Origin of the sequence: Anaerotignum propionicum DSM 1682, from assembly GCF_001561955.1 — a bacterium.
Lineage (GTDB): Bacteria > Bacillota > Clostridia > Lachnospirales > Anaerotignaceae > Chakrabartyella > Chakrabartyella propionicum.
Genome location: NZ_CP014223.1, coordinates 1,937,629 through 1,962,639, shown reverse-complemented (window position 1 = coordinate 1,962,639; position 25,011 = coordinate 1,937,629). Strand labels below are relative to the sequence as shown.

General features: G+C 33.8%; 18 protein-coding genes. 17 read left to right on the top strand and 1 reads right to left on the bottom strand.

From position 1 onward, the window contains the following. Positions 1-294: 294 nt before the first annotated feature. The gene (locus CPRO_RS14970) at positions 295-576 is read right to left on the bottom strand and encodes a tyrosine-type recombinase/integrase (RefSeq protein WP_082754305.1); all 282 of its coding nucleotides are present in this window, start codon (positions 574-576) and stop codon (positions 295-297) included. 664 nt (positions 577-1,240) lie between these two features. Between CPRO_RS14970 and CPRO_RS09090 the strand changes: the two genes are divergently transcribed. From CPRO_RS09090 to CPRO_RS09015, 17 genes are all read left to right on the top strand, one after another. Beyond that, positions 1,241-1,840, top strand: coding sequence for an SRA domain-containing endonuclease (locus CPRO_RS09090; RefSeq protein ID WP_236782335.1), 600 nt, complete (start codon positions 1,241-1,243; stop codon positions 1,838-1,840). Continuing rightward, positions 1,768-1,974: an HNH endonuclease gene (locus tag CPRO_RS16140; protein ID WP_334292469.1), complete on the top strand. Its 207-nt coding sequence runs from the start codon at positions 1,768-1,770 to the stop codon at positions 1,972-1,974. The genes CPRO_RS09090 and CPRO_RS16140 overlap by 73 nt, the downstream gene beginning before the upstream one ends. Before the next feature lie 59 nt (positions 1,975-2,033). Then, entirely contained in the window at positions 2,034-3,527 is a 1,494-nt protein-coding gene (locus tag CPRO_RS09085; RefSeq protein WP_066050700.1) for a thermonuclease family protein, read from the top strand. A gap of 339 nt (positions 3,528-3,866) precedes the next feature. Beyond that, a complete protein-coding gene (locus tag CPRO_RS09080; RefSeq protein ID WP_066050697.1) occupies positions 3,867-6,500 on the top strand; it encodes a zinc ribbon domain-containing protein in 2,634 nt (877 codons plus the stop codon). 218 nt (positions 6,501-6,718) lie between these two features. After that, positions 6,719-7,069 (top strand): hypothetical protein, encoded by a 351-nt coding sequence (locus CPRO_RS09075; protein ID WP_066050694.1) that lies wholly within the window; start codon positions 6,719-6,721, stop codon positions 7,067-7,069. A 160-nt stretch (positions 7,070-7,229) separates the two neighbouring features. Further along, the gene (locus tag CPRO_RS09070) at positions 7,230-9,104 is read left to right on the top strand and encodes a DUF4116 domain-containing protein (protein WP_066050692.1); all 1,875 of its coding nucleotides are present in this window, start codon (positions 7,230-7,232) and stop codon (positions 9,102-9,104) included. A gap of 194 nt (positions 9,105-9,298) precedes the next feature. Next, positions 9,299-9,931 carry a hypothetical protein gene (locus CPRO_RS09065; protein WP_159430667.1) on the top strand — a complete coding sequence of 211 codons (633 nt, stop codon included), beginning with the start codon at positions 9,299-9,301 and terminating at the stop codon, positions 9,929-9,931. Positions 9,932-10,370: 439 nt separating this feature from the next. Next, positions 10,371-13,547, top strand: a complete 3,177-nt coding sequence (locus tag CPRO_RS09060; RefSeq protein WP_066050685.1) for a DEAD/DEAH box helicase — start codon at positions 10,371-10,373, stop codon at positions 13,545-13,547. Continuing rightward, complete coding sequence (locus CPRO_RS09055) at positions 13,547-14,260, top strand: DUF4391 domain-containing protein (RefSeq protein WP_066050681.1); 714 nt, start codon at positions 13,547-13,549, stop codon at positions 14,258-14,260. The genes CPRO_RS09060 and CPRO_RS09055 overlap by 1 nt, the downstream gene beginning before the upstream one ends. A 17-nt stretch (positions 14,261-14,277) precedes the next feature. Beyond that, the gene (locus CPRO_RS09050) at positions 14,278-16,197 is read left to right on the top strand and encodes a site-specific DNA-methyltransferase (protein ID WP_066050677.1); all 1,920 of its coding nucleotides are present in this window, start codon (positions 14,278-14,280) and stop codon (positions 16,195-16,197) included. A gap of 13 nt (positions 16,198-16,210) precedes the next feature. Next, positions 16,211-19,294: a restriction endonuclease gene (locus CPRO_RS09045; protein WP_066050672.1), complete on the top strand. Its 3,084-nt coding sequence runs from the start codon at positions 16,211-16,213 to the stop codon at positions 19,292-19,294. Positions 19,295-19,325: 31 nt separating this feature from the next. Further along, positions 19,326-19,559, top strand: a complete 234-nt coding sequence (locus CPRO_RS09040; protein ID WP_066050669.1) for a YdbC family protein — start codon at positions 19,326-19,328, stop codon at positions 19,557-19,559. After that, positions 19,543-19,776, top strand: coding sequence for a hypothetical protein (locus CPRO_RS09035; RefSeq protein ID WP_159430665.1), 234 nt, complete (start codon positions 19,543-19,545; stop codon positions 19,774-19,776). Before CPRO_RS09040 ends, CPRO_RS09035 begins: the two co-directional genes overlap by 17 nt. A 348-nt stretch (positions 19,777-20,124) precedes the next feature. After that, positions 20,125-20,751 carry a hypothetical protein gene (locus CPRO_RS09030; protein ID WP_066050663.1) on the top strand — a complete coding sequence of 209 codons (627 nt, stop codon included), beginning with the start codon at positions 20,125-20,127 and terminating at the stop codon, positions 20,749-20,751. Between the two features lie 70 nt (positions 20,752-20,821). Then, entirely contained in the window at positions 20,822-21,766 is a 945-nt protein-coding gene (locus tag CPRO_RS09025) for an IS30 family transposase (RefSeq protein ID WP_066050660.1), read from the top strand. Beyond that, on the top strand, positions 21,706-23,241 hold the full coding sequence (locus CPRO_RS09020) for a hypothetical protein (RefSeq protein WP_143148983.1): 1,536 nt from the start codon (positions 21,706-21,708) through the stop codon (positions 23,239-23,241). Before CPRO_RS09025 ends, CPRO_RS09020 begins: the two co-directional genes overlap by 61 nt. Before the next feature lie 331 nt (positions 23,242-23,572). Beyond that, positions 23,573-24,991 carry a hypothetical protein gene (locus CPRO_RS09015; protein ID WP_066050655.1) on the top strand — a complete coding sequence of 473 codons (1,419 nt, stop codon included), beginning with the start codon at positions 23,573-23,575 and terminating at the stop codon, positions 24,989-24,991. Positions 24,992-25,011: the final 20 nt, after the last annotated feature.

Sequence of the window (25,011 nt, the reverse complement as noted above, 5' to 3'; positions counted from 1 at the left end):
GGGGATACTTCTCCAACAAGCGCCTGCCAGTGTGTACTGGCAGTCATTGCTTGCCAAGATAATCATCACTTACTGATTAATCTGGTAATCAGTACATTTGAGTAATCAGCACTTTGCCGAATAAAGCCAGAAACACGGAGGTTTTAAGGGGAAAGGTGCTGATTACTTTTCCTTTAAAGCGCCAATTGCCGCCCACCTTGAAAATGCGGCGGGGGGCAAAGGTAATGATTACAATCGGGCTGCGGTCATCGCGTTCTATTCATGCTCAAAAAAATGATGATTACTCCGCGAAAACTAAGCTAACCCATATAGATGCTTTAAGGTTTCTTCGTCGGTGACACAAAAGCGTTCGGAACTGCGTTTCCCGCGAAGCGGATTGCCTGCTGCCGTGGATTTTTCCATAGCCTTGCGCTTGTGTTCGGTATCAGCGTAGGCATAGACATAGGTTGTTTCGAGCTGCGCGTGGCCTAGCCATTGCTGGATCAGCGTCAAATCCATTCCGTGTTGGTACAGGTGCATCGCCCGGCTGTGGCGAAGCAAATGCGGATGATTAGTTGTTACAAATGCAACTATCATATCAGTTATAATTGCTTTAGATAGAGTTCTTAATCAAGTAGTGTTTTTATCTAAAAAAAGAATAAAATAAATTCCCAATACATGATAGAGATGCATTTATTATGTATACGAATTAAATTGAGAAGCCAAGGAGAAATCCCCAGCACTTATTATACATAGATAATTACAAAAATCCGTTAAGTAGGGAAAGTAGCTAGTATAAGTAACACACGATAACGACAAATGGTTCAACCTTGATGTGGAATCGTTTAAATACACACTTAATAACAACTTACGTACCCGCCATTTCTTTGGCGGGATTTTTTTATTACAAGAGGAAAGAATTTGATGACGTATTATGGATTTTGAAAGAAGTTGTAGCAGAGAAAATGGAATTTAAGTCTGGGATGGTTGAAAATATAAAAACGTAAACAAACTAAAAAATGTAACGATTTGATGGGAATTCATACCAAAATATGATAAAATTATTATAGATATTTCAGTGATTTAGATTTGAGTGTTCAAGGTATTAAAGTTCTGACAAATACACTTGTTATCAATGGATATTCTAATAAGTAAAAAGTTAAGGGAGGGTTTAAGTGGCTGGTTTTTGCAAATTTGAAATTGGACAAACTGTATCTCATACAGATATCATTGGGGAATTTCAATGTGGGAATATGGGTGAATGCGTAGGTCAAAAGCAACAAACTCTTTAATAATAATCTCTGATCATACAAAAGGCTTGTATGAGGATAAGTGTTTTGGGGACATTCTCCATTATACAGGCATGGGGAAAAGTGGAGACCAAGATCTAATGTTTATGCAGAATAAAACACTAGCCCAGTCTGATATAAATGGCGTTGAAGTTCATTTATTTGAAGTGCTGGTGCCGACTGAATACATATATCGTGGTATTGTATCTCTGGCGGGCAAACCTTATCAGGAAAAACAAAAAGGCGATGATGGAGTTCAAAGAAAAGTATGGATGTTGCCGTTAAAGTTGCAAATAGGCTCCCAAACTGTTCCTGAAGATTCATTAGATACATACATTAAAGAAAAGGAAAAAGCGGCAGTTAAATTATCTCTAGCTGATCTGAAAAAACGTGCTGCACAAAATGAAAGCGATAGAGTTAGTAGTCGTAAAGTTATAAGTAATGTTTTTATTAGAGATCCGTTTGTAGGTGAATATGCGAAACGTAGAGCTCACGGCATATGTCAGCTGTGTGGTCAGGAAGCCCCTTTTATAATAAAGAAGGAAAACCATATTTGGAGTGTCATCATATAGAATGGATTTCAGAGGGTGGAAGCGAAACAATTGATAATACAGTAGCGTTATGTCCAAACTGCCATAGGAAAATGCATGTGCTTAATTTACCTGACGATAAGACTAAGTTAAAAGCTCAAGCTAAACATGAGTGATATAAAGAATTGCTGATTTTGGAATAGGCAGATAGTTTTTTAAAATTGGAGGCAACTACATGGCAATTATGTATCCAAAAGTTATTACTAGTGATGCAACAGTTGGTGAGAAAAGGGTATTTAATATTTTAAAAACAGCATTACCCGATAGTTATTATGTCTGGTTCAATGCCAGAATTAATAATAGATACCCAGATTTCATCATTATGGAAGCTGAACTAGGAATTGTTGTTTTAGAGGTAAAAGACTGGGAGCTTAATTCTGTTAGTAAAGCTGATAAGAATTTGTTTTATACAACTTCAAATGAAGCTAAGAAGAATCCGATAGAGCAAGCTAGAGAATATACGCTTATTCTAATAAATGAATTCAAGAAATCTCAAGCTCTTGTGCAGCAAAGCGGTAAATATAGTGGTAACTTGTTATTTACATATGGGCATGGAGCAATACTTTGCAATTTAAGCAGGGACTCTTTTATTATGAAATTTGGCAACGTGTTTGACGATGATTTTGTAATATATAAAGAAGGTTTATATGCTATTGAAAATGATGTAGTATTACTGGAGGAAAGGTTAAGAAGAATGTTTCCCACAAGGTTTGATTTTTCTCCTTTAAGCAAAAATCAAATGGATGAGATTAAAAGAATATTAAATGGGCAACTAGATTTTGAAGCTGTTAATAAAGAAAGCGTATGCAAAGTAAAAGAGGAAAGAGAAGTAAATTCAATGTTGATGGGTGATACCTTGACTAAGGATGGTTTCTCTGATGGTAAAAAAAAGGCTCATGGTATTACTTTGAAAAAGAAATCTTATGTGATTTTAGTAGTTTGCTTAATTTTAATACTGAGTATTTTCAAAGTCATTGGTGCTGATAGAGTTTCAGAAGTTAATTCTGAATTTTTCAATAATAATTCTTCAACGAGCAATGAAAAGTTCACTAGTTTTGAAGGTTATATAGAGTGCATTGAAAAGTTTGATAACGGTGCTGTCCGATTAAATATAAACAATGGTTTGGAAAGTTGGGAAGTTTATATTGGAAAGGATATAGGGATTAATCAGAATCAATTTGTATTAGATTCAGAATATAAATTTACTGGGGAGATTGTAGATTATAACGGAACAATACAAATTCATCCTCAAAAAACAGAGGATATAATTCTAATTCAGCAAAATAACTTCTTTCCAGTTGTGGTTACAAAAATTATTGATGGCGATACAATATATGTCCTAGATGATAATGGTGTGGAGATAAAAGTTCGATTAATTGGTATGGATTGCCCAGAATTAGGCAGTGTTGATGAATCTGGAGAACAAGCGTCTCAATACACTGAGAAAATTTTATTTGATAAAACAGTATTTTTGGAAAAGGATACATCTGAAGTTGATAAATATGGGAGAGCCTTACGATATGTCTGGTTAGATTTGCCGGATAGCAGAGATATAGAACAGGTTAGAGATAAAATGGCAAACGCAAAATTAATTGTAGATGGATATGCAAAAGTTGCCACATATCCACCTGATGTGCGTTATGAAAAAATATTTTTGGAGCTTCAATAAGGCGTCGGTGTTCTTTAATATATTATATTTATTAAATGAAAAGGGGATTGTGACTTTGGTGTAAATAAATTAATGGTAGTATCAGTAGTCTGTAGTAATTAATTCCTAAAAGGATGTTTAATTACAGAAGAAACAGCAATTGTTATGCGGGGTAAATTATGTGGGGCATATTACAAGGTATTATAGCCATTTTTTTAGTCATATTAATACTTTCTTTGAGAGAAAGTGAGAATAAATGGATCGCATACGTTGGGTGGGCGATTTTTGTTTTAGCAAAAATACTTCATTAACTTATTGTGTTTTATAATTTATTAGTAGTACGGATAAGGAGTGGTAAGAATGTATTGTATACAGTGTGGGGTTGAACTGCCAAATGAGGCAAAGTTTTGCTCTAATTGTGGTGCAAAACTTGACAACAATTTTGAACAAATAAAATCTAAAAATAATAAGAAAGTTCTAAAAGAAGAAAAGCGGAGGTATCCAATTTTTGATAAATTTGTTACGTTCCCAAATGATATAACTAATTATGTAAGAATTTATTTGGAATTTAAGGAAAAAGCTGAATGGGCAATAACCTATGTTAAAGATTTAATAGAAAATGAATATAAAGGTTTAAATAATATTGTTGATGATCTTGACGTTGATATTTGTGATGTAGATATAGAATTAGAGAATTTAATATTTAATGAACTAATTAATAGTGGTGTTTTAGGGTACAGTAAAGATGATATTTCAAAACATCTTTATGAAGTAACGAGAAGGTTTGATTTGGTACTAGCTGAAATTATAGAGACAAATGATAGAATTGAGGAGAGTGTCTCAAATACTAAAATTTATAGAGAGGCAAAAAAGAACTCAAGAGGAAAACTTATTGGCGGTGGTTTTGGTATCGGCGGGGCTATTAAGGGGATAGCTATGGCTGGAACTTTTAATATGGCAACAGGAATGCTACATTCAGTTTCGAATTCATTATCTAATGGGAACACGGAGTATAATGCCAGGAAACAAAAGGAAAAAATCTTTTACGATAGAAACATTAGAGAGAGTTTATATGAATCTATATATTATGATGTGCTTAATGCACATGTTGTTTTAATAGAGTTATTAGGATTAAATGGAATTAAGGTTTCAATGTATTCTGAAAAAATGCAAGAAAAAGCATATAATATATATGATGCATTATCAAATGGAAATATAAAGGGCGAAAAAATTGAGCAGGCAATTTGTGAAATGATTACATTATTTCCGTTGGAAAGTAATTTTTATGAATTGGCAGCAAAAAGCTTTCCGGCAGAAATAGATAAAATTAATGTAATTTCCGCCGTATTTAAAATTGACTTGACAACAAATTTGAATAAGCAAGAAGAAAATATAAAGTTAGCTGCTGAATGCCTATGTGCAAATAGTTTGTATAAAAAACTATCTAATTGTATGACATATAGCATGGATGATAATTTGTCATTTATATCTAATTTTTTAGAATTACATTATTTTAAAAAAATCATTATTCTTTCAAACGAAAACAAGAAAAAACATTCTAGAGATGTGGAAAAATTTGGTAACATTTTTGCTTGTTTCTCAAAAGGTGAACGTCCATTAGCAATTTATGGTGACTGCAGAGAAGGTTTTGTAATAACGAATGAAAAATTATATATTCAGACTAAGAAAATAAAAATAGTAAATAAAATTTCTTTTTATGATTTTGAAAACTGTACAATAGAATGTGGCTCTGACCAATCTTCAGAAAATTCCATTGTATTTAATGAATCGATACGGATACATATATCTAATACAGAAATAGAACGCCGAAATATTCATTTCCAGGAGATAATAAATTTTCTTGTTTATCTTATGTTTTTTATAAACTGTAATGTAGATGGTAGAAGCGAGCTAATTAAAGATGATATTTTAAGGATTCTTAATATTGACACTACTGATTTATTTATCCCTTCAATGGAAAACGCATGGGTAAATAGAAATCAAAATTACGATTCAATTATGAGAGTTGTAGCAGGTTTATACAAAAATCTGCCAACAGAACTAAAAAAATACTGTTTTACTGCGGATGCTTTAAGTGAGTATACAAATTTTGATTTTATTAGATTTAAAAATGCAATAGATTTTTATGGGGATAAGTATAGAATAAATAATGAGATGCCGTTATTATGTTTTGATGATTCGGCTTCAATAAATAGTCCTGCAGGTTTTATTGTTACAAATCAAAGCATTATCTATTTTTATTACCAGTTATTTCAAAATCCGGCGGAAGGCAGAATTCCATTAAAATCAATATATTCATGCGTACCTGTGTGTAATGTAGTATCTCCGCATATTGTTATTAATGAGGAAATCAAAGTTAGAGCATGTAATGCAACAACAAATATTGAATGTGTTACGGATTTGATTGATAAACTAATAAGTAAAATAACTACAATAATGGGTTCCGATTTAGAAACAGATAGTATTGTTGACACAATAAAATTATCTGAGAACGTTAGCAAACCAGTTGAGTCAGGGACTTTTATACAAGAGTCTGAATTGGCTAAGTTTTTTGAAGTAGAATTAAGTGAAAAAAAAGAATTGAAAAACTATATTTGTTTATTAGACGAAATTAAAAAACCATCGCTTAATGATAGTAAACGCGTACATTGTGTCTTAGAAAAATGTCGCATAGATCCAATGGGTGATTGCGAAAAACCAGTCTTATTATATGACGATACACTATCAAAATCAGGTAATGAAGGATTTTTGGTGACTTCAAAAAGGATTTATTATTATTATGTTTTTGAAGGAGTAAAAACTATTGAGTTAAATCTAATAGAAAGTGTCACAGCTGTTAAAAAGCTTATTAGCCCATATATTCTTATAAACAACAATATAAAGTTAGGCATTGCTATGGCAGGAAATAGAAATATTGATATTATGGTTGATATGATTGAAAAAATTATCGAAATATATAGAATGGGTGATTAGGTTTTTTTATATACCATCCAATGGAATATATGATTTGACTTATTTTGGGATAAAGGTTAATTCCTGCAGGGCATTTTTTCAAATATGAATTGTCCATAAAAATAGTGTATTTATAGGCTTATGGGAAAAAATGAAAAAAATATGAAACAAGACTTTTTTAGAATTGTAGAATGGATGGAAAATTCTGATGGATTTATTAGGAGGAGTAGGTGATACAAATGAGCAAGAAAGAGAATAACAAAAAGATTAACAAAAAGATCAACAAGGAAGCAAAATGGCGTACAAAAGTTGAAAGTGATAAACAGTTAGTTAATTTTATTGATAAATGCGAATTAACCAAAGAATTTCCAAACCAAATTAAAAAAGATAATATTAAAGTGCTGATTATATTATCGAAATTGAATTCTCAAGATTTAAATGATTTTGAAAAAAAACTCATTAAAAAATATCAGAAAGCAAAAATGAGAATTATGAAAGCAGAAATAATTTATGAAAAAATATGTTATAATAAGGTAAACGATGAAAAGAAAGAAAAGAAAGAAAAGAAGGCTAATAGAACTAGTGAGTAAACTTATTTATTGTACACGAAGCTTATTCATATAAAAGAGGTTGTCTGCTCAAGAATGATTTTAAGAACTTCTATAGTTTTATCCCAATAGACCACCTTATCGGGTAATGTAAATTACATTGAACGAACAAATAGAATTATGCGGGCAGGAGTAATAAATCATGGGGGTGACTTGGGTGGATGAAATTTTGAAAAACCTAAAAAACGATGGACGTTTGCTGAAAAAGATATCTAAAAAGGAACAAACCCTAGAAATGTGCAAGGTAGCTATCAGTCAAAATCCCAAGGCACTACAGTATGCATCCAGAAAATGTATTGATGCAAAAATTTGTTTAAACGCGGTTAAGAAGGATGGAAATGTATTTAAATGTGTTCCGAATCAGTTTATTACCAAGAAAATGTGTTTGTTGGCTGTTCAGGCGGATCCGAATTTGCTTTATAGTGTTCCTGTTGAATGGAGAACGAAGGCAATATATTTGGTTGCGCTAACAAAGAAAGCAGAGGTTTTGTCACATATACCCCATGAAATAAGATGTGAGATATTGAATGAAGAAACCCCAGTAGAACTTCTTGAAAATATAGTTGAATTTAACATAAACTGGCTAATATATATGCCTGTTTGTCGAAAGGGTATTGATATTTGCTTGGCGTATATAAAGAAAGACTTCTCTAACTCGCAACATTTGCCTGTGGGAATAAAGCAGAATCAAGAGATTTTAGATTATCAAAAATCTGAAGGAAAAATCGATATTCTTAGTAAACTATACAATTCGGAAACTGATTTATTTATGACGAATATAAGGGTGGTTTATGACAAAAGATCTTCCACTTTAGATAATTGTAGACTGATTGATGATTTGTATACTATTGAGCTGGAATTCCAGAACTTTGATGAATTTTACAGGTTTTTGGATGGCAATTTATATGATGCTGAATTATGGGAATACAAATTCGAAGGCATTGACCTAAAGCAATATAACATTGAAGGAGCAGTGATTCATCAAGACGTTTTGGCAGAGCAAGGACTATTTGACGGTAGTTATTTTGAAGTACTGAAGAAACGCATAGAGTGTATTGATTTAACTAATGTCGAGAAAGACGAAATTTGTCTTCATGTAGGATTCAATTATCCGAAACCAGTTGATGATAATGAATATGAAAGATTCGATAATAACCACATACCATTTTTCTATGTGAGTGACATCCATCTCGGCCATAGGGTTGCACATAAGTTTATACTGAGAGCAACAAAGGAAGAAATTAGATCATATATTAAAATTCTGGTGCATAAAATGCTAGCATCGAGAGGAACGGTGCCTTATGGCAGCTATCTCTTAATTGCAGGGGATACTGCTTCTGAATTTGAGATGGCAAAAATGTTTTATGATGAATTAGTGTGTTTGTGGAATCCCCACGATATTGTAGTTATCCATGGAAATCACGAACTTTGGGATCCAAGGGATGAAATGGAAAACAATATTCAGGTATATCGTGAATACTTTAAAAGACTGGGGATCAATTTTTTGCAAAATGACTTACTATTAGTGAAGGACCGAATTCACCAATTAATACTTAGTGAGGATAAAATCATTGAACTTAGCCAAGGCCGATTAAGAAAATTGGCACAGGAGTGTTCTATAATAGTCCTTGGAGGCATTGGGTTTAGCGGATTAAATGATAAATATAATGCGGCGAATATGCGCTATGGAAAATCTTTTGAGGAATTGGAATCTATAGAAGAGGCACTGAAAAAGGATGTTTCTGAAACTCGTAGATTTGATACCATATATCGAAAATTGCTACAGGATCTTCCTAATAATAAGGTCATAGTGCTTACACATATGCAGAAATGTGACTGGAATGCAGACTTACATAATCCAAACTGGATTTACGTAAATGGACATAACCATAAAAATTACTTTAATATCAGCGGTAAAAAAGCGGTTTATGCAGATAATCAAATTGGATATAATACAGAAACGATTGGACTGAAAACTTCTATATTGATAATGAATATGATATTTTTACGTATTTAGATGATGGAATTCATGAAATAACAAAGAGTCAGTATTTAGATTTCAATAAGGGAAAGCTAGTGCAGATGACATTTGGAAGAGAAGATGGTCAGATTTACGTGATAAAGAAGAACGGATATTATATGTTTTTTCTCTACTGCTTTTATTCCAAGCAATCAAAAAATAAATATCTTTACCTTTTGAATGGAGGTAAGTTGAAAAAAATTCTACAGAATAGATTGGGAGATTTAAAATTTTATTATTATGATACTATAGAAAACTATACGGAAAATGTTCGCCTGCTGTTAGACAGATATACGGGTGGTCAGAAGAAAATTTCTGATTTTGTAAAAGGTCTTGGAGGATCTGGAAAGATTCATGGTTGCATAGTAGATGTAGATAAACCGGGAATTTTCGAATCATATTCTTATTGCCACTTGTTTGTTAATCCGATAGATGGAAGGATCACACCTTACTTTGCTTATGATGTTTCATCCAGAATTGTTTACAATGATTTCAAAGCATTATTGAAATCACAGAAGTCTTGTAAATTATTGCAAGATAATTACAAAAGACGCGAAAAGGAACTGAGTTTAAATATGCCTGCCCTACAGTACTCTAGCCAGTTGGAGGAATGGGGATATGAAAGTTCTATGTATGATGAAGGCAGCTATCTATATAAGATTTCAAGAATTATTAAAAGCCTTCAATATGTTGCTGAAAAAAGTATTGTTCGTATATGGAATGAGGAATTACTAAATAGTGATTTTATTAATCGTATCAAGGCCGCTAACAGAATTGAGGACATGATTGACGATACACTCATTGTAGAAATTAATGGTAAGTAGATGATAGATATGTTCCAGCAAACAAAAAATTACTGTTGACCAGTTCCCTTCAACAAGCAAAGGCATAAAACATCAATCTTATTCTCTCAATCCACGTTGAGACGAGTTGACTGCTATATGAACGTTAGACCCATTGAATTTACTGGATTCTTAAGGTTATAAAATATGGTTACCCATACAGGAAAAGGTCTCACCGTTGAGAAGGTAGACATGAGAAACAGGGTATCGTTGACCTGATTAAGGGATGTGGGTGTGCTGTAGACCATATAAGGTGATGCAAGAACTAAACAGGTAATAGATATACGCACTCATTTTACTTGTAGATGGGTGTGTTTTTTATTTGGATAAGTTATAAAGCCATTTGAAATTTTTTACATTTGGGTATACAATATAAAGGGTTGATTTTTGTAAAAAATTGCATAGGATTGGAGTTTTTTGTATGGGGAATGTCATTGGTTCAAATGAGCAGATGATAGATAAAATAAATGAAATTCTGAAAAACAAAAAAAATGCAGTTATCAATATTGTAAATGATAAATTAACAATATCTGTTTTTGCTTTGTTGGAGCAAAATTTAAAAAATGTTAAAGAGATTAACTTTGTAATTCGTGATACAAAATTTGTTCCAAATCAAACTGAAATAACGCATGAGTTTGAAATGACGCCAAATGATATTCTTTATAACTCTTATGATATCGTAGAAAAAAATAAGTTGAAACATTTTGCGAAGGCAAAATCCATGCACGATTTTATAAAGAAAAATGTGAATGTTAAAAAGGTAAATCCTAAAATTAAAATTGGTGGGAATGTAATAATTATAGATGATGATTTTATGATACAAGGGTCATCTTCTTTGGAGGTATCCCCTAAAAAACAGTATAATTCATTTAGGAATATAAACTTTGATACTATGTTAAATGGTACAATGGATAAAGAACAGATACTTTCAGCATTAAATCTTTTCAATCAAATTTGGTTTAATGAACAGGTATCGTCTGATTATAAAGAAGAATTATTGCAAAGTCTTGAGTATGTATACAAGGAACATGCACCAGAATTTTTATATTATTTTACTTTAAACGAATTGTTTGGGTATCAACTTGATAGTGGCGTGGAAAGATTTGAACGGGACAGTGATAAATTCAAAAAAACTGAAATATGGAATTCTCTTTATGACTTCCAAAAAGATTGTGTAGTTTCGGCAATTCAAAAGTTGCAAAAATACAGAGGTTGTATCATTGCTGATTCTGTTGGCTTGGGTAAAACCTTTGAAGCCCTTGCAATTATAAAGTATTTTGAAATAAAAATGGATAATGTATTGGTGCTTACACCTGCCAAGCTTTATGATAACTGGAAATCCTTCAGAGGAACTTATAAAGATAGTTTTTTGAAAGAATCCTTTAATTATAAAATTATGTTTCATACCGACTTGTCAAGATATAAAGGAATGTCAACTTCAGGTGAAGATTTAAAACGGTTTAATTGGGGTAATTATGATTTAGTGGTTATTGATGAATCCCATAATTTCAGAAATCGCAATGATAGATATGACGAAAATGACCAGCTAATTATGACAAGGTATGCAAGACTTCTTCAGGAAGTAATTCTAAAAGGTAAAAATAATACAAAGGTACTTTTGCTTTCTGCAACACCCGTCAATAATAGTTTGGTTGACTTAAAGAATCAAATTAGTATTATTACGGCTGACCATGATTTTGCATTTGAAGAATATGGAGTCCAAAGCGTGGATAATTTAATGAGAAAATCTTCTGCTGTAATCAATACTTGGGAGAAAAATAGAAATCATAAAAAAGACGAGTTGTTGGACAGTTTGCCATCAGAATTTTATAAACTCTTGGAAATGATGACCATATCTAGAAGTAGGAAACATATTACAAATTACTATGGTGATAATAAAGTGGGTAAATTTCCTGACAAAAATGTTCCGCTTACCTACTCCCCCGAAATTGATTCAGAGAATCAATTATTGAAATTTAAAGAAGCAAATGACATATTAGAGCAGTTGAATCTTAGTGTATACACACCAACGAAGTATATTAAGAGCGAGTTTGTTCCTATGTATGCAAAAAAATACAATGCCAAGGGCAAACGTGGCGGTAATATGGATTTCACAACACAGGCAAAAGGAATGATTGTGCTTCATAGATTTAACCTTTTTAAGAGATTGGAAAGTTCTGTTTATTCTTTTGCAGAAACATTACATAGACTTCTTGATCGCATTGACAGGACGGTTGCAATTTTGGAAAGCGGCGGTCGAGTTGAGGAATATGATGTAGACGATGAAAATGGAGAAGATATATTCCTTGACGGCAAATATGAAATAGATGTCAAGCATTTAAGAGTGAATGACTATTTATATGATCTTGAAAACGACAGAGAAGTATTGCAGCTAATATATGAGGATGCAAAAACAATTCTTGATTATGATAGGGATAAAAAAATAAAGGTTCTAGAAGATGTCATTGCAAAGAAAGTGACAGAAACACCCTATAACCTGGGGAATAGAAAGATTTTGATTTTTTCAGCTTTTGCTGATACCATCAACTACATCTACAACAAAATAAATAAAGAGTTATTAAAGAGCGGATTATATACAGCCAGTATCAGCGGTTCAAATATAAAGGTGAATAATCGAAATGTGGAAGCTGATTTTAATGATGTATTATGTGCTTTTTCTCCAAAATCCAAAATGAAAAAGGAAATTCCACAAGAGGAGCAAATAGATATTTTAATTGGCACTGATTGTATTTCCGAAGGACAGAATTTACAAGATTGCGACACCGTTATCAACTTTGACATTCAATGGAATCCTGTATCCTTGATTCAACGTTTTGGACGAATTGACCGTATTGGTAGCACCAATGAGAAAATTCAAATGATTAATTTTTTCCCAAATGTAGAATTGAATGAATATTTAGGGCTGGAGCAACGGGTGAAAGGGAAAATGACGGTCTTGAACTTAGTGTCCACAGGGGATGAGGATGATCTTACTCCTGAAATGAATGATTTTAATTTTAGGAAAAGGCAGTTGGAACGTCTGCAAAAAGAAGTCATTGATATTGAAGATGCCAATGAAAATATATCTCTTACCGACCTTAATATGAATGAATATTTGTATGAATTATCAGATTATGTAAGTAGAACGCCGGAAATAAAAAAAGTGCCAAGGGGCGTGTATTCTGTAACGGATGGCGAAAGGCAAGGTGTTTTATTCTGCTTCAAGCATAGTAATCTTCAGGATAGGCCAAAGTCTGATAGTTCCCTGTATCCATATTATTTAATTTACCTTGATAATAACGGTGAGGTGCTTTATGGGAATGGAAAGGCTCGAGAAGTGGTTAAGATTTTTAGAAAGCTTTGCTATGGGAAAAGGGAGCCTGTTGCACAACTGGTTAACCAATTTTTTAGCAGAACAAATAATACAAGAGATATGAAAATTTACTCTGAGCTTATTAATAAAGCAGTAAACTCCATCAAAGGCAAAGAGGAAGAAAAAGCAATTCAAACAACCTTTGATTTCGGGGGATTTAATAATGCCTTTGGGGAAGAAACAGCGGATGACTTTGAGTTGATTTCATTTTTGGTGGTGGAGTGATGTTTAATTTACCGAATCAATATAAAGTGGGCAAAAAAATACCAATGAAGGACTTTATTCCAAAGGATTTCAAACCCGAATTAAAAAAGAAGATAAAAGATATCGTAAAGAGCGTTGTCCTTGCCGATCAAGTTATGGGGGAGGATATTCATTCTTTGGCAAATGAAGAATATAACTGTCAAGTGATTCAGTTTTATGATTTTGAGCTTGCGGATATAAAAAAAGCTGCTTTTGTAGCCAATCTCTATCAAGAAATCATAAAGTCTCCCTGTGTGCTTCGATTATATGACAGCAGGAATGAAGTATATTCTTTTGCACTGAAACGACTGAATCAGAATGATAAAACGCAGATTGTGGTTACAGATAAGCTGCTTACTGGGGGATACCCCATAGCAATGCCTAGTTTTGAGAAAAACACCTTGCAAAATGAGCTTTCCTTTGACAATATCAAAAACAAAACCAACAAAGTAGCGTTTTATTTAGAAATTTATGTACGAGCCTATATTCTTATGAATGATAAATTGTATGCAAATATAAAGTCTTTTCTATCAAAGCCAATATGGTATAATGAACGTACAGTAATAGAGGTATATAAATTGCTGTATCAAATTGCAGTCAATAAAGAAAATGTGCAAAAATCCATATCCAATAGGGAGAAAATGCAGTTAAATCAGGAAATTAGGCAATTCATTTCCGAATTAGATAAAATATAAGTTTATGGAGGAAAAAAATGGACTACACAAAAGTACCACAAGAGATAAATAACGTTGTCGGTGATAATGTAAAACTACTAGCACAGCTATTTCCTTCTGCTGTGAAAGATGGACAAGTTGACTTTGAGGCTTTGAAAGATGAGCTAGGTCAATTTGAGGAAGTTGGCAAAGAAAAATACGAGCTTACTTGGGCTGGCAAGCAAAATGCGAAGAAAAAAGCACAAGAAGATGTTTATAACAGAACCCTAAAATATATTGAAGCGGATAGCAAAAACCCTGAAACTACCGAAAACCTATATATCGAGGGTGATAACCTTGAGGTGTTAAAACTTCTTCGTCAAAACTACTATGGTGCAATCAAAATGATTTACATTGACCCACCGTATAATACTGGTGATGACTATATTTATAATGATAAACGTAGAATGAATAGAATACAAAGCGATATTTTAGAAGATATAAGAGATGATGCGAGTAGTTTAATGGTGAAAAATCAGAAATCCTCTAATTTGTTCCATGCTAAATGGCTTGATGAAATATATCCAGTTTTAAAACTTTCAAAAGATCTATTGAAGGATGATGGTGTTATATTCATTTCAATTGATTACAACGAAAACTTTAATCTTCGAGCTATAATGGATGAAATATTTGGAAGAGATGCCTTTATTGGTGAAATATATTGGGAGTCGAAAACAAAATCGCAAAATACAGAAACATCTTTTAATAAATTGCAGCCCAAAGCTGAAATGATATTTGTATATTCAAAAAAAGAGAAAAGACGATTTAATTTAATTAAAAGTGGAGAAAAAAAATATCCATTAAATGATAAAAATGGTGTGTATCGTGAACATATTCTAGAGGTAATGAACGCTAACGGTATCCGTGGCAGGGAAACTATGATTTTTGATATTAGCGATGGTGTTGCCACAGTTTCACTTCCAGAGGGGAAACAGTGGCAAATCGGTCAAGAACAGGTTTCAATTTATAAAAATGCAGGTGATTTATTTATTCGTGATGATAAAGTAATTATAAAGATGCGGCCGTCATATGAACGGAATGAAAAGACAGAACCTTTTTGGGGAATGTTTACTAAAGAATTAGGAACAGCAGAAAGTGCGAAAAAAGAATTGACATCATTATTAGGAACCCATGGATTTGAAACAGTTAAGCCAATTGAAATTATTAGACGATTAACTTACCATGGGACTAATAATAAAGATATTATTCTAGACTTTTTCTCAGGTTCAGCCACAACTGCCCACGCAGTTATGCAGTTAAACGCAGAAGATGGTGGAAACCGTAAATTTATAATGGTGCAAGTAGCAGAAGAAACTGATAAAAATAGCGAGGCATCTAATACAGGGTTTAAAAATATATGCGAAATAGGCAAAGAACGTATTCGCCGTGCTGGCGAAAAACTCAAAGAAGAAATTGAAACTGCCAATGCACAGCTTAAACTTGGTGAAGAACCAAAGCAAGTGCCTGACATCGGTTTTAAAGTATTCCGTACAGCAGACACCAACATTAAATGGAACATTAGAAATTCAACTGCGGAAATCAATTTGGATACAGCAGAATCTCCCAATATTGATTTGATGGACTTTTTCCATGGGGTGAAGGATGTAGATGTTGTGTATGAAGTAATGCTTCGTCAAAAAGACGTACCGCTTTCTGCAACCTTGGAAACATTAATGGATATTGGCGGCAGAACCTATTTGTATGGCAGTGCTTATTTGGTTTGCCTTGAAACAGAAATTACAGTGGATTTGATTGATAAGCTGGCAGCACTTGACCCATTGCCCATTAAGTTTATCTTTAGAGATTCCTCTTTTAAAGATGATATTAACCTAAAGGATGAAACCTTTAGACGACTAAAAAATCTTGTTGAAAGAAATTCAGGGCTCACGAAAAAAACTTATACCGTAGAGTTTATATAAGGGGGAAGTGACTGTGGCAAAAAGAATTGCGTTCCAATTTGATGATGAATTGGACTATCAATTACAAGCAATTAAGTCTACTGTGAAATTGTTTCAGGGACTTCCTCGTCAAACAGATGGTATTTATCGAACAAACCGTACCAAAAAAGTCGGTGAGGGTGATCCTGTAAGAAATCAAAGCATTGTAACAGGCAGTAGATTGCTGCAAAACCTAAGAGAAGTACAGCTTGAAAATAAGCTGTTTGCGGATAATGCCCTTGCCAATAATAACTTTACCATTGAAATGGAAACTGGCACAGGCAAAACCTATGTGTATCTTCGTACCATATTGGAGCTTTACAAGGAATATGACTTTAAAAAGTTTATGATTGTCGTTCCAAGTATTGCAATCCGAAAAGGCGTGGAAAAATCCATTGAACAGCTAAAAGACCATTTTAAAAGGCTTTATGATGTGGATTTATCGAAACATAGCTTTATTTATGATAGCAATATCCCGAAAAAGATTAGTTCAAGCCTTATTGAAACCAATGATTTGAGCATTTGTGTAATGAATATTCAAGTCTTTAATAAGGATACCAATAAAATTCGTACCGAAGATGAATACGGACAGATCTTGTGGGAGGATATCAAGTACATAAAACCCATTGTTATTATAGATGAACCACAAAAAATTGAGGGTCAAAAAGGTAAGAAATCTAAGTCCTTACAAGCCATTGAAGATATTGAGCCTTTGTTTGTATTGCGGTATTCAGCGACGCATAAACAGTTGTATAATCAAATTTATAAGCTGGATTCCTATACTGCGTATAAAGATGATTTGGTTAAGAAAATACAGGTCAAGACTGTCAATGGGATTATAGAAAAAGATTATCCCTACATTCGATATGTTGCTTTTACGAAGGATTTAAAAGCAAGAATCGAGATGTTTTCCCAAAAGCAAGGGGATTCTATTCGCTTTAAAAGCTTTGATGTTTCAGCTAACACTTCTCTTGAGGAGTTATCGGGTGGCCTGGTGCAATATAGAAATATGCGTGTGGCGGAAGAACCTCATAAGCAAAAGCCTTTAAAAATTTCAACAACAGAGGGTATGATTACCCTTGAACTGGGAGAAAGCAATAATGGGCTTGAAGATAGCGAGGCAACTCGTATTCAAATTAGACTTGCAATTAAAAATCATTTTGAAAAACAGTTGTCTATTTTAAAAAGTGGCAAGAGAATGAAAGCCTTGACCCTATTCTTTGTTGATGCTGTACGCAAAGTTAGAGATCATAGCCGTCCTGATGGCAGAGGGGAATATCTACGGATTTTTGACGAGGAATATGCAGAGGCAATAAAAACATACGAAAATCAAATAGAGAAATATAAAGAATATTTCCCTGAATATCAAGATGTTTTAAAGGTTCGGGAGGGGTATTTTGCGCTTGATAAAAAGAAGAATGAAGTGGAAATTGAGGACTGGGACGATAGCAAAGGCGAGATGGAGATAAAGGCTAAGTCACAAGAAGATATTGATCGTGGGATTAGCTTGATTCTTGAAAAAAAAGACGAGCTTATTTCTTTTGAGGAACCACTTGGTTTTATTTTCTCACATTCAGCACTGCGTGAAGGTTGGGATAATCCTAATGTATTTACGCTTTGCACACTAAAAAATGGAAGCTCTGATATTGCAAAGAAACAGGAAATTGGTAGAGGTTTAAGACTGCCGGTGGATATTACGGGCAATCGTTGCTTAGATGCAGAGGTAAACGAATTGACCGTTATAGCAAATGACAGCTATGAGAATTTTTCAAGAGTACTACAAGAAGACTTTAATCAGAGTATGAACTTTAATCAGAATGAAGTGACAGCGGATATTTTAACCGTTACGCTTGAAAAAGCAGGTGTTCCAGAAGAAAAAATAACTGCTGAACTGGTTGATACTTTTAAGCAGGAGCTTATTCGTAAAGGGATTTTTGACAGTAACAATATTTTGAATAAAAATATAGAACAAACAACGAAACTTCTTGCCGACATTGTTTTTGAAGATGAAATTCTGAAAGAACACGCTATAAATTTAAAAGAATATTTCGCAAAGCTTATGGTGCAAAAAGGCTCACATCGTATCGAAATTAAAAATGGTGATAATGAGCCGTATGTGAATACAATTCGTGCGTTTGTATCTGAATATGAGTTCCAGAAAATCTATTTTGGCTTATTTAATAGTTTGAAAAAGCGTACTCTTTATAAGTGTAAGGTGGATAAAGAAAAATTTATTGAAGGTTGCATTAAAGAAATAAACACGTATTTACAATTTTTTAAAATTAACAAAGCAGTGAATATTGTTACAGGCAAAGCTGGATTTAATGATGCTCAAATGTTTGCAATGGAGAAGTCCGGAGACAAGACATTTGATCTTGAGGTGGGGATTAAAGTTGCGCCTAAGAGTGATTTTGAAATTGTGAACTATATTATGTATCATACAATGTTGCCACGACTTGCCATCTTTAAAATATTACATGGCATAGAAAAAAGAGAAGCTCTTAACTTTCAAGATATCCTAGACAAAATAACACAAAAGATTTTAGTGGGATTAAATAATGCAAAAGCAGCAAACATTTCTTCTTATGAAGTAATTGATGGTTATGAGCTGGAAGAAGGGCAAATCTTTGCTATAGATACTATTAACGAAGAGGATTTTAATGAAGAATGGCGAGTTTTTAAATCAAGTCCAAACAGGAAAAATGCTTTAAATGAGTACTATAAAATGGATAGCAAAGGCGAAAAAGCATTTGCAGAAAAGTTGGAAGCAAATGAAAATATTGTTTTGTTTACAAAATTGAAAAAAGGTGGCTTTGTAATAGATACTCCTTATGGCAATTACTCTCCAGACTGGGCGATTGTTTGCAGAAAAGAAGGATTGGAAGAAGGTGCTGTAGGGATTTACTTTATTGTTGAAACAAAGGCTGATAAGGCTGAGAAAGACTTAACCGATGTTGAAATAAATAAAATCCATTGTGGTGAATTGCATTTTCAGGCAGTATCAGACTTGGTTAAATTTGATTGGGTCAATTCTTATGAGGATTTTAGAAAAAAGTTTGGCGTGAAAGACACAATTTGATTTGAAAGAGTGTGGAGCAGGGGGAAATTACATGGCAGACATTAAATATGACATAGTAAAAGAAATTGGAGTATTATCTGAGAATGCAAAAGGTTGGACGAAAGAACTGAACCTAATCTCTTGGAACGAAAGAGACCCCAAATATGACATCCGAGAATGGTCACCTGAACATGAAAAGATGGGAAAGGGAGTAACTATTACTGCCGAGGAATTGAAAAAATTAAAAGATTTGCTGAATGGGATGGAAAGTGGCATTGATTATTAAGGAATGTTTGGATGAAAAAATTGATAAAATTGAAATAATTAATAGGGAGTTTCAGGTGAATAAAAAGGGAAAAGAAGAACGTGAAAAAGAAAAGGAATTAGTTAATAAAATGTCCATAGAGGACGGAATTACTTACCTTGAGGAAAAAGCAAAAAGTTTAAGAAGAGAATTAGAAGGACGGCAAATTGAAAAGGTAACGTTGGGTATTAAACTGTAGAAATGCTTTGTATTATTTCAGTTATAAGCGAAGTATATAGTGTTTTGTAAACATCGGGTGTTATTGTGAGAATAAGGAGCCTTTGCATGAATTTGATGATTAATTATTGGGACATTGGGGGAGAAGGTGTTGGTCAAGCACGCCAAGCATGTGGGGCTTTTATTTGAGGATGGATTGGAGTTGGAGGCGGAATTGGGGCAGGGGAAAGAATAGTAATTAAAGATAGCAAAAACAGTGCCTTCGGTGTAAAACCGAGGGCTTATATTTTTATGAATATAGTAGTGGGAAATCATAGAAATTATTATAAAAATGGATTATAATGTAATGAATTGGAGAGGGGGTAATGATTTGAATAATTTTAAAATTAATATTAAAGGGCAAGTAAATACTGTTAGTTTGCCAGCTTATAAAGCGCTATGGCCGCTTTTTGAGACAATAGTTAATTCAATTCAATCATTAGAAGATTCATTTAATGCAGAAAATGGAGAGATAACCATCATTGCAAATCGCACTTCGGAAAGACAGCTTGATCTTAAAGGCAAAGAAGAAATAACGCCATTTTATGAATTTGAAGTAATTGATAATGGGAATGGATCTAATGATACAAATTATGATTCTTTTTTGGAAGCTTATTCAAGCTTGAAAATTGAAAAAGGTTGCAAAGGCATTGGCAGATTTTTATGGCTTAAGGCTTTTTCCAGCGTTCATATAAAAAGTGTATTTAAACTAAAGAATGAATGGTATAAAAGAGAATTCGATTTTACTGCTGATAAAGGGATAGAGCCAGAAAATAACACTGCAATAACAGATGAAAGAAATTTCCTGACGAGAGTCAAGTTAACTAACTTTGCTTATAAATATAAAACAAAAGCACCAATTTCCTTGGAACTTCTGGGGAGAAAAATTATAGAACATTGCTTACTTTATTTTCTCAAGATAGATTGTAAAATGAAGTGCGCCAGAGATATAGGGTAAAAAATAGCCCATACTGAAAACTACGTGTAGAATGGAGTTGTCTAGACAACATTCAAACGGAGGCAACAGTATGAGCTACCACCATTTTACCACATATGAGCGCGGCAGGATAGAAGAATTATTGTCACTAGGTTACTCGCACAGAAAAATAGCGGAAAGGCTAGGTCGCCATCGTTCGAGTATTGACCGTGAGATTCACCGCAATGCGACCAGTGAAGGCTATGGCGGTGAGCATGCACAGGTTGCATACAGTACTCGACGCAAACATTCTAAACCCAAGGGAAAGCGCACAGATGATTTGGTTACTACCATCACAGAAAAGCTGTGGGCAACTTGGTCACCGGAACAAATAGCCAACACAGTAACGTTAGGAATCGTCAGTTTTAAAACCATATACAATTGGCTTTATTCTGGTGTTCTTTCAGCAGTTACCGTGCGGAACCTACGGCAAAAGGGTAGGCGCAGAAAGACTGAAAAGCGTGGTAAGTTTTCTATGGGAATCCCCATCTCTGAGCGACCACACGAGGTCAAAAGCAGAGAAGTTTTTGGCCACTGGGAACTAGACAGTATGGTTTCCAGCCGTGGAGAAAGCAAAGGGTGCTTTGCTACCTTTGTAGAAAGGAAAAGTCGTCTGTACACTGCTTTCAAGACACCAGACCGAACTGCTTCTTCTATGCAAACAGCCATTACTGCACTTTACAATATCCTCCCAAAGGGTGCTTTTCAAACTGGAACAACAGACCGTGGTAAAGAGTTTGCTTGCTGTACCGCCATTCAAGATCAATTAGGCTTAACACTCTATTTTGCCGATGCCTATTCTTCATGGCAACGTGGAAGCAACGAGAATTCCAACGGGCTACTACGGGAGTTTTATCCTAAGAAAACAAACCTTGCTTTGGTCTGCCAAGAAGAATTAACACACAACCTGTTTCTCATCAACTCCAGACCCCGTAAGTGTTTGGGTTGGAAATCCCCCATTCAAGTCTTTCTTCACGAAGTGGCGCACTTGTCTTGACAATTCATCTCAATGAAAAATGTCCCAAAATCATATTAGAGGATAATTTTAATGAAAAAATTAATCTTAACGATTATTTTGAAAGGAATATAAAAGATTCTATACATCAAGATCAGTTTGTTATTAACGGGGAAAAATTTGTACTATATCATATTCAAATGCAAGAAGGTATAAATAAGCATGAACTACATCTATGTGCAAATAATCGAGAAGTAAAATCTTATGAGTTACATAAATATATTCCTGATCTACAACGAAAAATTATTTTGGAGGATGAAAAAAGTTTCTATTACGTTGGTTACTTAATAGGAGCGTATTTAGATGGCAAAATTAATATGAATAGAACTTCTTTTGAATTCGAGGAAGAAGATACAGATTTGCTCAACACAATATCAGGCAAAGAACTGGTAGAATCTTCGAAAGAATACATTATGGCATATCTTGGGGCTGATTTGGAAAAAGTCAATCAAGAAAAATGCGAATACATTAACTCTTTTGTAAAAAAGGAAAAGCCACAGTACAGATATTTGTTAAATAAAAAGCCGGAATTGTATAAGATGATACCAGCAAACTTATCGAAGGATAAACTGGAATTAGAACTTCATAAAGCTGCTCAAGAATGGGAAGCGGAAATTCACAAACAAGCCAAAGAAATCGATAAGAAAGTTAAGTCTGGGGATTTTAATCAAGAAGATTTTGATAAAATATTTAATGAGTATTGTAGTTCGGTATCGGATATTAGTAAAGCAAGTTTATCCGAATATGTTATACGTAGAAAAGCTATTTTGGAATTACTTGAAAAATCGTTAGAACGTAGAGATGATAATAAATATAATTCTGAAGCAAGTATACATTCTATTATATGTCCGATGAGACATACTTCGGATGATATTGCGTTTGAAGAAATGAATTTGTGGCTTATTGATGATAGATTATCATATCATCAGTTCTTAGCCTCAGATAAACAAATGAAATCCTTGCCTGTATTAGAAACAGATGTTGATAAAAGAATGGACATAGCTGTATTTGATCAAGCTATATCATTTTCAGCTGAAAAAGATAGATTTAACTCCATATCCATTATTGAACTTAAAAAACCTAATAGAAATGACTTGAAAGATGATGATAAAAATCCTATTAATCAGGTCTTGGGATATGTTAATGATATTCGCAATGGGAAAGTAAAAAAAGCAAATGGCAGAGATTTTGGGAACGTTAAAAATACTGCTTTTTATTGCTATGTCATAGCGGATATGACCGAGTCACTGAAATTAGATGCGGAAAATGCAAGTTTAACCTTAACACCAGACGGGGAAGGTTATTACGGGTACAATCAACCGAGAGGGGCATATATCGAAGTGATTTCTTATGATAAAATGGTAAGGGATGCAGCTCAAAGAAATCAAATATTATTTGATAAGTTATTTTGTCCTAGTGTCAATGAAATGTTAAATTCAAAATTGCAAGTATCATAAAATATGTGAAAGGGGATATCGATAGATCGTTGATTGGTTTAAATGAATTTGAGGATGGATTAGAGTTTGAGGCGGAGTTGGAGAAGGTGAAGAAATAAGGGATGACTACTAAAGGTAGAGGCTGTGGTGTGGAGAAATTCTGGTTTCAGCCTTATTTTTCGAAAAGTCATTGATACTCAGTTGGAGCGCGCCTAAAATATTTACATAAATTGAAGTATTTTTTTAATTCGAAGTAATTTTCGTAAAGAGAATTAAAAAGAAGTATCTAGTTTTTCCATAAATTAATAGCATTGTTTAGCCTGTGCAAGAAGTATGATTTTGGAGGAAATTTATGAAGAGAAATACATTTTTACGAAATTGTTTTTTGCGTGGGTTGCTTTTGGTACCACTGATATTAGGTATGGTAGGATTCTTAAAGGAATATCCGCAGGAGTATCTGAATGCAGTCTATTTTTCGCTACGATTATATGGCATGGAATATGATTTAGAGCATATTACTCCAGTTTTGGAGGTCGCAAGGTGGACGGCTCTTCTTGCGACATTTACGACTCTTTTTTTAACCATTAAGTCAATTTCCAATGCTATTGTAATCAAATGGAAACTGTTATATCCAGATACTGTTGCCATATATGGAACAGGTAGCGCAGCCCATTATTTACTGGAGGATATTAGCCAAAAGAAGATTCGCCGAAAAGTCATCTCTACAAACGTTTTTGTACCAGCGCATACCCATGTTATAATGCTGGAAAATGATGATGAGGCAATGCATTTTTTTTCAGAAAATTTAGAACGTTTCCGTGCAGGCGATTGTGTATATATCCAACTTGAGGACTTCAGTCCGCATGTCCTAAATTATAGTGGCTTAGCTCTTTATCCGTTTAGTTTGTCTGATTTGACAGCGCAACTGTACTGGAGAAAGCAGTCTGAATGGATATGTAGCAAATGCTATGAGACGGGCTCTGTTAAGATCTGTTTGATTGGTGCTGGTTTGTATGGAGAAAAAATGCTTTATTTTGGTTTGCTTAGCAACATATATACTAGGGATCAGTCTATTGAATATCATTTGTTTGGAGATTGGTCTGAATATCAGGCATTGCATTTTAATTGGGACAACATTGCTTCTCCTGGCGATCGAGTTGTTTTTCATTCTGAGGCATGGTATCAATGGGCAAATCATCTATGTGACATGGATATGCTAATTCTGTGTGAAGATGACCAGCAAGTTAATCTGCATATTGCACAGAGAATAAACGCTATTTTACCTAAATGTAAATTTAGCCTTCGGCTTGGGGATGACGGTATACTGCAAGATAAGTTTCTCCCCTCGCAGATAACACTCTTTGGCAGCTATAACAAATTATGTTGTCAGGAATTTATCCTACAAGAACAACTAATCGAAGACGCTCGCCTTCAGCACAAAGCTTATATGCAAGCGCACCCAGAAAGCAATATTCCAGCATGGGAAGAACTAGATCCCTTTACTAGAAATTCAAATATTTCTAGTACTTCTTTTGAAAAATGTAATGTACCTTTAATCAAAGCAGAATCAAGGACACTAAATGACATTGAATTATTAGAACGTCTGTCGGAATTAGAACATATTCGTTGGTGTCGTTATCATTATTTACATAATTGGAGTTACCGACCGGGAAAGAAAGATTCTATTCATCAGACGCACTGTGATTTGCAGTTATATAAGGATTTGAGCCATGAGGCGAGAATTAAGGATTGGCAGGCACTCAGTCATTGAAATTGATTGCTTAATAATTT

Coding starts and splice junctions, on each gene's coding strand:
- CPRO_RS14970 (WP_082754305.1), bottom strand. CDS start 576: ATGATAGTTGCATTTGTAACAACTAATCATCCGCATTTGCTTCGCCAC.
- CPRO_RS09090 (WP_236782335.1), top strand. CDS start 1,241: ATGCGTAGGTCAAAAGCAACAAACTCTTTAATAATAATCTCTGATCAT.
- CPRO_RS16140 (WP_334292469.1), top strand. CDS start 1,768: ATGTCAGCTGTGTGGTCAGGAAGCCCCTTTTATAATAAAGAAGGAAAA.
- CPRO_RS09085 (WP_066050700.1), top strand. CDS start 2,034: ATGGCAATTATGTATCCAAAAGTTATTACTAGTGATGCAACAGTTGGT.
- CPRO_RS09080 (WP_066050697.1), top strand. CDS start 3,867: ATGTATTGTATACAGTGTGGGGTTGAACTGCCAAATGAGGCAAAGTTT.
- CPRO_RS09075 (WP_066050694.1), top strand. CDS start 6,719: ATGAGCAAGAAAGAGAATAACAAAAAGATTAACAAAAAGATCAACAAG.
- CPRO_RS09070 (WP_066050692.1), top strand. CDS start 7,230: ATGGGGGTGACTTGGGTGGATGAAATTTTGAAAAACCTAAAAAACGAT.
- CPRO_RS09060 (WP_066050685.1), top strand. CDS start 10,371: ATGGGGAATGTCATTGGTTCAAATGAGCAGATGATAGATAAAATAAAT.
- CPRO_RS09055 (WP_066050681.1), top strand. CDS start 13,547: ATGTTTAATTTACCGAATCAATATAAAGTGGGCAAAAAAATACCAATG.
- CPRO_RS09050 (WP_066050677.1), top strand. CDS start 14,278: ATGGACTACACAAAAGTACCACAAGAGATAAATAACGTTGTCGGTGAT.
- CPRO_RS09040 (WP_066050669.1), top strand. CDS start 19,326: ATGGCAGACATTAAATATGACATAGTAAAAGAAATTGGAGTATTATCT.
- CPRO_RS09025 (WP_066050660.1), top strand. CDS start 20,822: ATGAGCTACCACCATTTTACCACATATGAGCGCGGCAGGATAGAAGAA.
- CPRO_RS09015 (WP_066050655.1), top strand. CDS start 23,573: ATGAAGAGAAATACATTTTTACGAAATTGTTTTTTGCGTGGGTTGCTT.